Annotated in this window: 10 protein-coding genes and 1 CRISPR repeat array; all 10 genes read left to right on the top strand. The window is 68.5% G+C overall.

Features of this window, described 5'->3' with window-relative positions; translation table 11 throughout:
• Positions 1 to 93: 93 nt before the first annotated feature.
• The 10 genes from QSK10_RS15505 to cas2e all read left to right on the top strand — a co-directional run bounded on the left by QSK10_RS15505 (position 94) and on the right by cas2e (position 12368).
• A complete protein-coding gene (locus tag QSK10_RS15505) occupies positions 94 to 2445 on the top strand; it encodes an ATP-binding protein (protein WP_285663514.1) in 2352 nt (783 codons plus the stop codon).
• Positions 2433 to 2618: a hypothetical protein gene (locus QSK10_RS15500; RefSeq protein ID WP_285663513.1), complete on the top strand. Its 186-nt coding sequence runs from the start codon at positions 2433 to 2435 to the stop codon at positions 2616 to 2618. Before QSK10_RS15505 ends, QSK10_RS15500 begins: the two co-directional genes overlap by 13 nt.
• Before the next feature lie 758 nt (positions 2619 to 3376).
• Positions 3377 to 6106: a CRISPR-associated helicase Cas3' gene (cas3, locus tag QSK10_RS15495; RefSeq protein WP_285663512.1), complete on the top strand. Its 2730-nt coding sequence runs from the start codon at positions 3377 to 3379 to the stop codon at positions 6104 to 6106.
• Positions 6107 to 6428: 322 nt separating this feature from the next.
• Positions 6429 to 7973, top strand: coding sequence for a type I-E CRISPR-associated protein Cse1/CasA (gene casA / locus QSK10_RS15490; protein ID WP_285663511.1), 1545 nt, complete (start codon positions 6429 to 6431; stop codon positions 7971 to 7973).
• Positions 7970 to 8584, top strand: a complete 615-nt coding sequence (casB, locus tag QSK10_RS15485) for a type I-E CRISPR-associated protein Cse2/CasB (RefSeq protein WP_285663510.1) — start codon at positions 7970 to 7972, stop codon at positions 8582 to 8584. The genes casA and casB overlap by 4 nt, the downstream gene beginning before the upstream one ends.
• A 13-nt stretch (positions 8585 to 8597) precedes the next feature.
• Positions 8598 to 9704 (top strand): type I-E CRISPR-associated protein Cas7/Cse4/CasC, encoded by a 1107-nt coding sequence (gene cas7e / locus QSK10_RS15480; RefSeq protein ID WP_285663509.1) that lies wholly within the window; start codon positions 8598 to 8600, stop codon positions 9702 to 9704.
• The gene (gene cas5e / locus QSK10_RS15475; protein ID WP_285663508.1) at positions 9701 to 10447 is read left to right on the top strand and encodes a type I-E CRISPR-associated protein Cas5/CasD; all 747 of its coding nucleotides are present in this window, start codon (positions 9701 to 9703) and stop codon (positions 10445 to 10447) included. The genes cas7e and cas5e overlap by 4 nt, the downstream gene beginning before the upstream one ends.
• A complete protein-coding gene (gene cas6e / locus QSK10_RS15470) occupies positions 10444 to 11079 on the top strand; it encodes a type I-E CRISPR-associated protein Cas6/Cse3/CasE (RefSeq protein ID WP_285663507.1) in 636 nt (211 codons plus the stop codon). Before cas5e ends, cas6e begins: the two co-directional genes overlap by 4 nt.
• Positions 11076 to 12035, top strand: coding sequence for a type I-E CRISPR-associated endonuclease Cas1e (cas1e, locus tag QSK10_RS15465; RefSeq protein WP_285663506.1), 960 nt, complete (start codon positions 11076 to 11078; stop codon positions 12033 to 12035). The genes cas6e and cas1e overlap by 4 nt, the downstream gene beginning before the upstream one ends.
• Positions 12036 to 12041: 6 nt before the next feature.
• Positions 12042 to 12368: a type I-E CRISPR-associated endoribonuclease Cas2e gene (cas2e, locus tag QSK10_RS15460; protein WP_285663505.1), complete on the top strand. Its 327-nt coding sequence runs from the start codon at positions 12042 to 12044 to the stop codon at positions 12366 to 12368.
• An 18-nt stretch (positions 12369 to 12386) separates the two neighbouring features.
• Positions 12387 to 13879: a CRISPR direct-repeat array (repeat unit 29 nt; unit sequence CCGCTCCCCACGGACGTGGGGGTCACCCG).
• Positions 13880 to 13916: the final 37 nt, after the last annotated feature.

Here is a 13916-nt window from a genome sequence, read left to right as displayed (position 1 = left end):
CCGTGGGACACCGTGGGACACTCCGAGACGCTCTGACCTGCAACAACGGCACTGAAAGATCTTCGGGTGGGGCGGGACGGTAGCGTGTCCCGGGTGGCGGGAGAACGCGAGAAGCTGGTCGAACGGCTCGGCCGGCTAAAAGAGCTGAGCGGGCTCAGCCAGCGTGCCCTCGCCCGCGCCACCGGGCTGAGCAACTCCTCGCTGTCGCGCTACCTCACCGGGCAGCTCGTGCCGCCCTGGGACGCGCTGGTCGCCCTGTGCAAGGCGGTCGGACGCGACCCGCGTCCACTGCGCCCACTGTGGACGGAGGCGATGAAGGCCGAGGCCATGCCCGCCCCGCGCCGCAATGACCTGCCCGCAGACTTGGCCGACTTCACCGGCCGCTCGCTGGAGCTGGCGATGGTGAAGAAGACCCTCGCCACGGGTTCATCGGTGTCCATCGACGGGATGGGCGGGGTCGGCAAGACCAGCCTCGCCGTCCACGCCGCCCACTCGGTCGCCGGCGACTATCCCGATGGCGGGCTCTACCTCGACCTGCGCGGCTTCACCCCCGGTCAGGAGCCGCTGGACGCCTTCGTCGCGCTGGAACGGCTCCTCGGCGCCCTCGACGTCGCGCGGATCCCCGGCGACATGGAGGAACGCGCCGGGCTGTGGCGCTCGGAGCTGTCACGGCGGCGCGTCCTGGTGGTTCTGGACAACGCCGTCGATGCCGCCCACGTCGCGTCCCTGCTGCCCGGCGCGGGCAAGTCGGCGGCGCTCATCACCAGCCGCAACCGCCTGGTCGGCCTGCACGGCGTCCCACCGGTCTCGCTGGAACCGTTGTCCCGGGCCGATTCTGCCGACCTGTTCACCCGCGCCGCCGGGATCGCGTCGGACGCCGACGTCGCCCAGGTTCTGGAGCAGTGCGGCGGGCTTCCGCTGGCGCTGCGGATGGCCGGGGCACGCCTTCTGCACCGTCCAGGGTGGACGGTGGCGGTCCTCGCCGAGCGCCTGCGCGACAGCGCCGGGCGCTTCGACGCCGTCTTCGAGATGTCGGCGCGGCAGCTGGACTCCCAGCAGCGGCGCGTCTTTCGCCTGCTGGGTGTGCTGCCCGGCAGCGACTTCGACGCCGCCGTGGTCGCCGCCCTCGCCGAGCTGCGGCCCGGCCAGGTCGCCGCCGTCCTGGAGGAGCTCGTCGACGCCCACCTCGTCCAGGAACCCGCGCCCGGCCGCTACCGGCTCCACGACCTCATCCGCGACTACGCCGCCGACCTGGCCACCGCCGAAGAACCCCGCGCCGCCGAGGCCGTACACCGGGTCCTGCGCCACTACCTCGACCTCGCCGTCACCCACGACAAGGTCATCCCCTTCCTGCACCGCCGCGAGACGCTGCCCGGCGACCGGGCGGCCGCCCTCGCCTGGTTCGACCGCGAGTACGCCAACCTCATCGCCTGCTTCGACACCGCCGTCACCGTCGGCGCCGACGAGATCGCCATGGTGCTCCCCAAGGCGATGCGCGCCTGGTTCTTCCGCCGCGCTGGCACCGGCGAGAAGGTCCGGCTTTTCGAGGCCGCCGTCCAGGCAGCCGAACGGCTCGGGGACCGTCCCTCGCGCAGCGCACTGCTCCTCGACCTCGGCTTCGCCCATGCCGCCGCGGGCAACCCCACGAAGGCACTCGCGGCCTACGACGGCGTCCACACCGACGACCTCGACGCCGAGGACCGCGCCGGGCTGGCGCTGCGACGCGGCTACACCCTGCTCGACCTCGGCGAACTCGACGCGGCCGGTGCGTCCTTCACCCTGGCCCACCAGCTCATGGAGCACATCGGATACCGCGCCGGGCTCTCCCAGGCCCTGGCCTTCGAGGCCTGGGTCGCCCTCCACCTCGGGCGGCCGGACCAGGCCGCCGAGCTGGCCCGCGCGGCCGTCGACCACGCCGACGGCGTCCCGCAGATCACCGGCCTGGTCACCCTCGGCGTCGCACTGGCCTACTCAGACCCGGCGGCGTCCCTGGCCACCCTCGGCGACGCGCTGCGACAGTCCGAACAGGACGATCACCGGCACAATCAGGCCTGGTGCCTCAACTACCTCGGCGTCGCCCTACGCATCATGGGCTCACCGGAGGAGGGTTTGGAGCAGCACCGGGCGGCGTTTTCGATCCTGGAGGAGCTGGGCGAGGCGCAGTGGGAGCTGGACTTCCTGCACACCTACGCCGAAACGTTCGAGGCGGCGGGCCGTCCCGGCGAGGCGCTGGCCCTGCACGAGCGGACCATCGAGCTGGCCCGGGAACTGGGGCGCGACCACGATGAAAAGCGAGCACTGGAGGCGATCGCGGCGCTTGGCGAGCCGGTCGTGTTACCGGCGGACCGTCAGGTGAATGACGCGCGTCTCCGAATCCTTCGCCCCGCTCACGTCCTCTTATGCGGCCCGGCACGCTCTTGGAGGGAACCCGCATGCGCACGCTGATCAACCAGCTCCTAGACCGCCTCGCACCCGGCGGCACCGCCAACGCGCAGCAGTACTACATCGAGTACAAGTGCGTCGGCAACACGCGCTACAGCCGAGTCTGCATGAAGTCCGATCCCGGCTGGAACTGTCACGCCTGGCAGGTAGATGGAACCTGCAAGCCCATCCCGTAACTGCCCCTCGGCCGCGTGTTCCAGAGCGGGCCTCGACCGAAAGGCGGGCCTGTTCCCGGTCGCCGTGCTACGGCCCGGTGTACCCGGATCAAGCTTGCATCCGGCACCCGGGCAATCCGAGCCCTCTCAGGGCGGTGAGTACTCGCGGTCGCCGCCAGCAGGGACGGCTTCATGCCATGTTCCGAGCCCTCTTAGGGCGGTGAGTACCCGAAGGTAACGGCGCAGGTTGACCGCCACATGCAGGTTACCTCCGAGGCTGGCATTGCAGTGATCCCTCGGTTCGACATCCCACCCTGGCGTGTCGCTGCAGCTAGCTTGCCCCGACATCTTGGCGGAACGGGAGTCGTCGTTCTCCTCGTACTTCAGCTTCATCGTCACACCCGCCGATGGCGAGAGCGTCGAGCCGGGCATCACGGTCCCGGCCGCGCATGCCGGTGGCCTGGCGGCGCTGGTGGAACGTGCTTGGGCCGCGCGCAGGCATGGCGCAAGCGAGGGCTCCCAGCGGAGAGGCCGCCGCAGCGGCGGAGGTGGACCGGCGGACCCTGCGCTATTGCCAGGCGCACGAATCCCAGTGGCTTCAGCGTTCGGGGGAGAAAGCTCGGTGGAGGCTGCCTCCCGAGTCCGGCGAAAGCGCTGCGGCGGGCCTGGTAGGAGCGTGTGACGACATTTCCCGCCATGACTGCGTACAGGTGATCGAGCACGTTCTTGTCGGGGTTGGTCTCTAGCCTCTCTCGCGTTCTCGATGAGCTGGAGGGGCGATGACCGAGGACTGGATGTCGGGTATCGACATGTGGTTGTGGGGGAAGTCTCGGGATCTGGAGTCGACGTATCCCTTGGTGTGCCATTGCCTTGACACAGGGGCGTTCGCGGAGGTCCTTTGGGACAGGCTGTTGTCGCCGGGAGTGCGCGGATGGCTCTGCGGGCAGCTGAAGGTCGATGAAGCCGTCGGTCGCTCATATGTGGCCTTCGTTGCCGCCCTGCACGACACCGGGAAGGTGACCGAGGCCTTCGTGAGGAAGGACGCCGATGCGTTCGCGAAGCTCTCGGGCTATCCGGTCGTGGCCGGCAACGACCAGAACCACGCGTTCGCGGTGCACACCTTCCTCGCCGAGGCTCTGCGGGATCTGTGGGGACTCACGGCGGGAAGCGATGCCGAGTGCGTGCGCCTGGCACAGCTGCTGGGCGGCCACCACGGTGGATACTCGCCTCTGGATGGGCGTGCCATGGGCGCACCGGGCAAGTACGCGCCCTGGCTGGGGTGGGGGAAGTGGGATCAACAGCGGCGCCTTCTAGTGGCTGCGCTGCACGAGCTGTTCGGCTCCCCTACCCCGACGGGATCCTTGACCAAGGAAGGGGCGGTGTTCATCACCGCCATCGTGATCCTCGCCGATTGGCTGGCCAGCCAGGTCACCTACATCGCAGCACGCATAGGGTCCGTACCGGCCCAGGCTGGCCGGGGTGTGCTGGCGGCGCATCTCGAAGCGGCGCGCCACGACGCTCCCGGGTTCGTGGAGGCCGCACAACTAGGCGGGGCGACGGTCGACGCCGGGAGCTTCGCCGAGGAGTTCCCCTTCGACCCCAATGACCTGCAGGCCTCGATCGCGCAGAACCTTCCCGGCTTGTTGCGGGGAGCGGGCATCTTGCTGGTGACCGCCCCCACCGGGGAGGGCAAGAGCGAGGCCTCATGGCACGCCGCCCGGCTCATGGGCGAGGCGAGCGGGCGACGCGGGTTCTTCCTGGGATTGCCGACCATGGCCACCGCCGACCAGGCCTACCAGCGTGTCGAGGAGTACCTCAATCGGCACCTCACCTCACGCTCGGCTCTCACACTCCTGCACTCCATGGCATGGCTGAGCAAGGCCTACGACCCGGCTACCGAGCCGGGGCGGGTCGACGGGGTCAGCTCCCGCGATTGGGTGCGCGCCTTGGAGTGGCTGCGCGGCCACAAGCGCGGAATGCTGGCCAACTGGGCCTTGGGGACGGTCGACCAAGCGCTACTGGCGGTAGTGAAAGTCCGCCACAACGTGCTGCGGATGCTGGGGCTGGCCAACAAGACGGTGATCATCGATGAGGTGCACGCCTACGACGCCTACATGCAGGGACTCCTGCTGCGCCTGCTGCACTGGCTGGGCGCCACCGGCACTCCGGTAATCCTGCTGTCGGCGACGGTCTCGGGACGGATGGCCAACCGCCTGATCGCCGCCTACCTCGAAGGCGCCGGCCAAGTGAACGGCCGCGATCGGCAGCCGGTCACCTACCCGGGCTGGGCTTACGCCTGCGCCGTCACCGGCGAGGTCCACCCGTTCCAGGTCGCATCCCGCCACCGGAGACTCGCCATCACCAGGCACGAGGTTCCCCTGGTCAACGGCGTACCCGAGCGGCTGGGCGTCCTCACCGGCGAGCTCGCTCCGCTGCTTGATGCGGGAGGAACCGGGGCGGTCATCTGTACCACCGTCGCCGAAGCACAAGAGACGTTCCAATCCGTCCGCGATTGGGTGCAGGGCTCCGGTGCCCGAGTCGATGTGTGGCTGCTGCACTCCCGGTTCCGCGTCGAGGACCGCGAGGAGCACACCCGGAAGATTCTGGCTCGCCTGGGAAAGGAGGGCCGCGGACCCGATGGGAAGCGAGCGGCGACCATCCTGATCTCCACAGCCCTCATAGAGCAATCGCTCGACATAGACCTGGATCTGCTGGTCACGGACCTGGCGCCGATGGCGTTGCTGCTGCAGCGGGCGGGACGCCTGTGGCGCCACGTTGCCGAACAGCTCAAGACCCCGCTGGTGCGGCCGGCTTGGGCGAGCGAACGCCTGGCCGTCATGGTGCCGACCGGAAAGAAGGGGGAACTGCGCCTGCCCAAGAGGTGGATCTACGACGAGGCGCTGATGATCCGGACCCTAGACGCCCTCACCGATGTCGTGGACGTTCCCGGTGACGTCCAAAGTCTGATCGACACGGTCTACGACGCGGCATTCCTCGCTGGCGCCGAACTCACCGAGGCCGACCTGGCGCATCTGGCCGGGGAGAGCCTCCGGAGAGGAAAAGCGAGGCAGGCGGCCATCCCGACGCCCGCCGACATGCGCGACCTCTCCGAACTCAGTGCAGGTCTCGACGAGGAGCGCCTGGGAACTCGCTGGGGCGCCGAATCCGGCCGCATCGTCTGCCTCTACCGCAACGACGGTCGGCTATGGCTTGACGAGCACGCGACCATCCCCGTCCCCGACCGAAAGCTGCCACCGCCGTCGGTCACAGACAACGAGTGTCTGCCGCGCGAGGGGGTGCGAGCGGTGGTCGCCAAGAGCGTCCCCGTGCCCTCCACCTGGATCAGCGGAGTCACCAACCAGGCACCGGCCTCATGGGCGAAAGACCCGCATCTGCGCTCCATCACCGCCATCGTCTGCGATACGCCTTCCCGTGGTGCCCCGACGATCGTGCGACTGGGCGACCGATCCTTCGAGCTGACTAAGGAACGCGGTCTGCAGGAACGGTGACATCGGCTTCGCATGCCATCTTTGCTCCCGGTGTTACATGCCATCTTGGTGGAGATCGATTCACATCCTGTACCGTCCTCGTGTGACCCGATGGTCCATTGGGGACTGCTGACGGGCTCCCCCGCAAAAGCGGTATGCCCACCCCCGTAAATGCGAGCGGTTAAAACGGTGGACCTGCCATATCTGCCCGGTCCGCCCTGACCCCCACGCGCGTGGGGAGTGGTATCGCGTACTGCCGCCGGCGTTGCATGCCATCGACTGACCCTCATGCACATGAGGAGTTGTTGACCTTGTATATCACCACCAGCGACGGGAGTCGCCTGTGAACTCACCCTCCTTCGATCTCCTCACCCGCCCCTGGCTCACCCCGATCGGCGACCATGCTCCCGATCCGTCCGGGTTGATCGACTTCTTCAAGCGGGCCCACAGCCTCACCGACATCCAGTGGCCCTTCGCTCCAGCAGCATCCGGGCTGTCACGAGTTCTCACCGTCCTCACCGCACGCGTCACAGGACTCGATGATCCCGGCAGGGGCTTCGACGACTGGGCAGCGCGACGCGCGGTGCTACTCACGAAGGGTCATTTCGATCCTGAGACCGTCGAAGACTACTTCGAGCGCTGGAAGGACAGGTTCGACCTGTTCGGGGCACGACCGTTCCTGCAAGACCCGAGGCTTGCCACGCAGTGTGAGAAGACTTCGGGGGTCAACAAGCTCGTGCCCCGGCGGCCTTCTGGCAACAACCAGGTGCTGTGGGATCACAACACCGACCTCGACGCCCGTCCCCTGGATCCGGTGGATGCCCTGTGGGGCCTGCTGACACTGCTGTTCTACGGCCCGTCCGGGCGCTGTACCTCACGAACCGTCGGTGGTGTCGCCAATGCCAACAGCCTCGGCGGGCCGCTGCGGCGAACCATCTCCTACCACTCACTCGCCCCGACGGTGTTCCAGAGTCTGGTGCTGTCGGTGCCCTACCCGGTCGTGGATCCCGACGGGGAGGATGCGGCGCCCTGGGAACGCGATGAGCCTCCCGACCCTGCGGCGGCCCCACCGGCACCAAGCGGTGTGGCCGGTGTGCTCACCGGTCGCTTCCAGCACGCGGTGCTGCTGAGTCCCTCCCCCGACGGCCCCACGGTCATCGACTGCCGCCTCACCTGGGCATGGCGCTTCCCAGTGCCGGAGGTCAAGGACCCGTACCTGGTGTACCTGCATAACAGCAAGGGCGAGGAGTACGCGCGGTTCGCCGATGCCGATAGGGACCTGTGGCGTGATCTCGATTCGCTGCTGCTGGCCGATGTCGGTCATGACCATCGCCGCCGTCCCGGCGTGTTCGAGGGGCTGGAGACGGGAGTTCCGTTCGACCTTCTGGAGTCGCTGCGGGTGCGTTCCTTCGGTTTCGACCAGGACGGGCAGACCCGCGACTCGATGTACATCACCGCCACCACGCCCCCACAGATCCTGCAGCTGATGCTCTCCGGAGACGGAGCCTGGCGCATCAGCCGATTGCGCAGTGAGGCCGAGCGGTACGCGAGCAACCTCGCCGCCGCGCTGCGGTCTGCGTGGACCGCCGTCAACGACCCCAGCAACGGCAGTGGCAAACCCGTCCGCAAGGAACTGTCCTCCGGTGCCTGGCCGTCGCGCGGCCTGGCCCGCTACTGGCCGGCGGCCGAGCAACTGTTCTGGCAGCTGCTGCGCGACGACCTCGGTGGCGAGGACGATCCACGCCCGAAGTTCGTGCGGCTGGCGCTGGACGCCTACGACGGCGTCCTGGACTACCCCTCGGTGACACCGCGCATGGCGCGTGCATTCGCCCTCAACCGCAAACGCGTCTTCGGTATCTCAACGCAGCCCACTGGAGGCCGCTCATGACCAGCCCCGCGACCGGCGTCCGCGCCGAGCGCCTCGCTCGCGCCCAGACCTTCCTCGCCCGTCTAGGGCGGGTCACCTCCCGGCCGGGGCCGCGATCGGTCCTGCGCCGAGGGCTCGGCCGCCCGATGGACCACCAGTCCGGGCAGGCCGCCTTCGCCACGGTGATCCCACTGGTCCCCGCCGACGACATCGCCACCGATGCCGAGCGAGCCCACATCGCCATCGCCTGCCTGATCGCCTCCACCACCGCCCGCGATCAGCCTGCGGCCGAGGGCCAGGAGACCGAGGCCGTCACCGACGAGGCACCGGAGGAATCCGGTGAGGCCATTTCAGCGGGGGCCACCAGTCTCGGGCGAACGCTGGCGCTGGCCGTCAACGGCAGATTCCTCTCGCAGGCCACCACGCAAGCGCGGCTGCACCACATGTGCCGCCAGGACCTCGATGGCGTCCTCCCGCACCTCCCGCGCCTGGTGGGACGCCTGAAGGCGGAGGCCGTCCCCATCGACTGGGCTGAGCTGCTGGTCGACCTGTCCACCTGGAACACCCACCGCCCCTACATCGCCGCCCGCTGGCTGCGCGACTACCACCGCAGCCTCACCACCGAATCCTGAAACGGAGCCGTTCATGTTCATCGACATCAGCCTCATCCAGCCGGTCCCGCTGTCCAACCTCAACCGCGATGACCTCGGCGCTCCCAAGACCGTCGTCTACGGGGGCTCCACCCGCACCCGGGTCTCCAGCCAGTCCTGGAAACGTCAGGTCCGCCTTGAGATCGAACGCCAGCTGGCCGACCCGGCCGTACGCACCCGCAGGATCCTCACCGAGGTCGCCGGGCACCTCACCGGACCCGACTACGGGTGGGAGCCCGCCGAGGCCGAGGCCGCTGCGGCACAGGTGGCGCTGTCGACGGGCAAAGGCCTGAAGCTGGAGAAGGACGGCTCGACCTCGGTGCTGATGTACCTTCCGGCCGGCGTCATCACCCAGCTGGCCGACCTGGCCGTCACCCACCGCGAAGCGATCCTGGCGGAGGCCACCAAGAAGACCCCGAAGGCGATCCTGCCCGGCGATGAGATCCTCGCGGTCCTGTCCGGGCGCAACGGGACCATCAGCCTGTTCGGGCGCATGCTGGCCGAGCTGCCCAGCACCGAAGTCGACGGCGCCGTCCAGGTCGCCCACGCCTTCACCGTCCACGGCACCGCACCGGAGATCGACTTCTTCACCGCCGTCGACGACCTCAACTCCGCCGATGATCGCGGCAGCGGCCACATGAACAGCGCCGAGTTCGCCGCAGGCGTCTTCTACCGCTACGCCTGTGTCAACGTCCGCGGCCTGCTCCACAACCTCAACGGCGACGAGAAGATGGCCAGGGAACTCACCAGCGCCTTCCTGACCGCGTTCATCTCCACCCTGCCCACCGGCAAGCAGAACTCCACAGCGGCCAACACGCTGCCCGAGCTGTGCCACCTCGCCGTCCGCGTCGACCGCCCCCTCTCCCTGGCCGGCGCCTTCGAAACACCTCTCGGCGGCACCAGCGGCCACAGCCTCGCCGCGCGATATGAGCTGGCCGACTACGCCCGGCAGCTCAACCTGCTCTGGGGGCAGACGGGGCTTCGCTTCGAAGGCCACGCCGGACTTGAGAAGCCCTCCCTGACCGGGCTCGGCCCCCGCGTCGGCTCCTACCACGACCTGATCGACCAGGCCGTCACCGCCGCCTACGGCGGCGAGCAGTGAGCGGGTTCCTTCTGCGGCTGAGTGCTCCCATGCAGTCCTGGGGTGAGCACTCGGCCTTCAACCGCCGCGAAACTCAGCGCTTCCCCACCCGCAGCGGCCTCATCGGCTTGTTCGCCAACGCTCTCGGACGGCCGCGCAGCGCCCCTCTGGACGAGTTCACATCCCTGTCCATCACCGTCCGCATCGACCGGCCGGGAGTGTCCATGATGGACTTCCACACCGTCGGAGGAGGGCTGCCCGCCAAGAAGGCGCTGCCCACCGCCGAAGGCAAACGCCGCGGCGAAAACGCCTCCACCCTGGTGTCCAACCGGTACTACCTAGCCGATGCCGCCTTCACCATCGCCGTCACCGGCCCCGCCGACACCTGCACCTCCATCACCGAGGCTCTGAAGGCGCCGCACTGGCCGCTGTATCTGGGACGGCGCTCCTGCCCACCCGATCAGCCCCTGCTACTCCACGCCAACGCGAGCGACCCGGTCGCCGAACTCCAGCGTGTACCGGTGCCGGCGCGTCTGCCAGAAAAGGCCGAACCCATCCTGGAATTCCTCTACGAGGGCCGGATACCGGGCGCCGCCGCCATCACCGAACTCGACGACGTCCCGGTCTCCTTCACCTCCAGGGCCCGAAAGCACACCACACGCCAGATCAGCTCCAGCCGCGAAACCCTCCCGCGCGCGTTGTGGACCGGCCGCGGCCGCACCCACCTACTGGCCCTCAGCGACTACATCAAGGCCGCCACATGACACTTCACCTCACCAGAATCACGCTCAACCCCGCCGATCGCAACGCCATCACCGACCTCGGCGACCTTCAGCGCCTCCATCGGCGGCTGATGCTGCTGGTGCCCGACGACCTCGGTGACCGTGCCCGCCAACAGGCCGGCGTCCTCTTCCGCATCGACGAGACCGCGAGCCGAACCGCCATCCTCATCCAGACCCGCGCCGAACCAGGCGTCGACCGCATCCCCAGCGGATACGGCACCATCGAGCACCGCGACATCAGCCCCCTACTCGAACACTTGGCCGTCGGCACCAAGGTCGCCTACCGGATCACCGCCAACCCCAGCAAACGCAACGCGATCGGTGAGGCAGCGGGCAAGATCCGAGCCCTCAACGGGGCAGCCGCAGACACCTGGTGGAGGGACAAAGCCACCGCCTGCGGCATGGAGCCCGGCCAGTTCTCCACCGTGTCCCTGCCCGACGCCGTCGCCAAAAAGGGGCCCGATCCACGCCGTTGGATCCGCCACGGACTACGCCGCTTCGAAGGCACCGCCACCGTCACCGACCCCGACGCCCTGCGCGACGCCGTCCTCAGCGGCATCGGGCGTGCCAAAGCCTACGGAGCCGGACTGCTGAGCCTGCGAGTCCTGGCATGACCGATGCCCGCAAACGCCTGGCCGCACCCACACTGGCCATGTTGCCCCGCGTCGCCGATTCTCTGTCATTCCTGTATCTGGAAGCCGTCCGCGTCGTCCAGGACGACACCGGAGTATGCGCTCAGATCAACACCCAGCACGGAATCGAACGCACCTATCTACCCACCGCCTCCCTGGCCTGCATCCTGCTGGGCCCAGGCACGTCCATCACCCAGCCCGCTCTGGCCACCATCAGCCGCCACGGAACCACACTGGTAGCCACAGGATCAGGCGGCGTACGCACTTACGCCGGGCTCACCTCCTCCTCCATGACCACCGCCTGGCTGGAACGCCAGGTCACCGCCTGGGCCGACCCGGAGGAAAAACTCGACATCGCCAAACGCATGTACCGCATGCGCTTCGAAGACGAAGACATCCCCGACGGACTCACCCTGGCCCAGCTACGGGGACTCGAAGGGCAGCACGTCAAGACCCACTACCGGCTCCTGACAGCCCAGCACTCCATCAAGCGCTTCCGCCGCAACTACGACCGCGACAACTGGGACAGCCAAGACCCCGTCAACCTCGCCCTGTCAGCCGCCAACACCTGCATGTACGGCATCGTCCACGCCGCCATCCTCGCCCTGGGGTGCTCCCCGGCCCTCGGCTTCGTCCACAGCGGGAAACAGCACGCCTTCGTCTACGACATCGCCGACCTGTACAAAGCACGCGTCACCATTCCCCTTGCCTTCTCCCTCCACGACAGCGACCGCCCTGAACAGCAAGCCAGACGACGCCTACGAGAACAGTTCAAACTGCTCAGGCTCATGCCCACCATCGTCAACGACCTGCAGCACCTTCTCGACCCCGACCAGATCACCCGCACCGCTCACCGCACCGCCGACCTGGTCCACCTCTGGGACCCCATCACCGGATCAGTCCCGGCCGGCGTCAACTACGCCGAACCCGATTGGTGACACGACATGGCATCCATGATCGTCATCTCGGTCACCGCCGTACCCGACCACGTCCGGGGCGCCCTGACACGCTGGCTCACCGAACCAGCACCAGGCCTCTACGTCGGAACCGTCTCAAGCCGCGTCCGCGATGAGCTCTGGAGCGCCGTCGCCGCCAGCATCGAAGACGGCGCCGCCGTACTGATCAACCCCGCACACACCGAGCAGGGATACAACATCTCCACTAGCGGACAACGCCGACGCGTCGTCGACGACTACGACGGCTTGCAACTCATCCGCTTTAAGACGACAGAGGATGTCATCATTTCGGCAGAACTCGAAGATCTGCAATAAACCCGCAGGTCGGGAAGTCCGCTCCCCACGGACGTGGGGGTCACCCGCGGAGCAGGCGGCCGTGAGTCTCCCCGTGGGCCCGCTCCCCACGGACGTGGGGGTCACCCGCGATGATGACCGCGGCCCGTGAGGCTGGCGAACCGCTCCCCACGGACGTGGGGGTCACCCGGCGAAACTGCCCGAGGAGACCCTTGAGGTATGCCGCTCCCCACGGACGTGGGGGTCACCCGGATGACTGAGCCTCTGCCCACGTGTGACTCGACCGCTCCCCACGGACGTGGGGGTCACCCGCGAGCCTCCGGGGCGGTTAACCGCGGCCCTATCCGCTCCCCACGGACGTGGGGGTCACCCGTCCTCCTGGTCCTCGTTGGGGGTCTGATTGTCCCGCTCCCCACGGACGTGGGGGTCACCCGTAGCCCGCGCTGGCACCGGTCGCGCCGGACGTCCGCTCCCCACGGACGTGGGGGTCACCCGTGCCCTTTACCGGGGGTCTCCAGGTAGACCGGCCGCTCCCCACGGACGTGGGGGTCACCCGGTGCTGAACCGGATGACCTTCTTCTCGCCGTACCGCTCCCCACGGACGTGGGGGTCACCCGGACGAGGAGACGCCATGACTTCGCAGGCCCGCCCGCTCCCCACGGACGTGGGGGTCACCCGGGAAGGGAAACGCGAGACTCCACTACAGACTCCCGCTCCCCACGGACGTGGGGGTCACCCGTCGCTCATGGTCTTTCCCAGCCGCCGTTTTTGCCGCTCCCCACGGACGTGGGGGTCACCCGAACGGGGTCTCGGCGGGGGTGAGCAGGTGAAGCCGCTCCCCACGGACGTGGGGGTCACCCGACGAGGCGAATGCTGAACCTGTTGCTCACGGCCCGCTCCCCACGGACGTGGGGGTCACCCGCGCGGCGTGAACTGGTAGCCCTGCTCGGTCTCCCGCTCCCCACGGACGTGGGGGTCACCCGCGATCTCCCTGTCAACTAAGGCTGACGCTAACCCGCTCCCCACGGACGTGGGGGTCACCCGCCGGGACATGCTCCAGCGGTACCAGCACGTACCCGCTCCCCACGGACGTGGGGGTCACCCGATCGCGGTCGTGACCTCGGCCTCTTTCCGGGGCCGCTCCCCACGGACGTGGGGGTCACCCGGCGGCCCATGGTGAGGTATGCGGGGTATCGGGCCGCTCCCCACGGACGTGGGGGTCACCCGCAGCCGTACCCCGATACCCCGCCTACCTCACCCCGCTCCCCACGGACGTGGGGGTCACCCGGCGACGGCCGCCGCTGTGCAGTCGGTGATGAACCGCTCCCCACGGACGTGGGGGTCACCCGTAGAAAGGGAGGGATCATGCTCGGGCTTGAAGCCGCTCCCCACGGACGTGGGGGTCACCCGGCGAGCAGCAGGTCCAGGAGGCCGAGGGCAGCCCGCTCCCCACGGACGTGGGGGTCACCCGTAGAAAGGGAGGGATCATGCTCGGGCTTGAAGCCGCTCCCCACGGACGTGGGGGTCACCCGGCGAGCAGCAGGTCCAGGAGGCCGAGGGCAGCCCGCT

The sequence above is a fragment of the Actinorhabdospora filicis genome (assembly GCF_030269765.1).
GTDB classification, from domain to species: domain Bacteria; phylum Actinomycetota; class Actinomycetes; order Mycobacteriales; family Micromonosporaceae; genus Actinorhabdospora; species Actinorhabdospora filicis.
The sequence above is the reverse complement of the archived record's forward strand: the minus strand, read 5'-3'. Positions and strand labels throughout refer to the sequence as shown.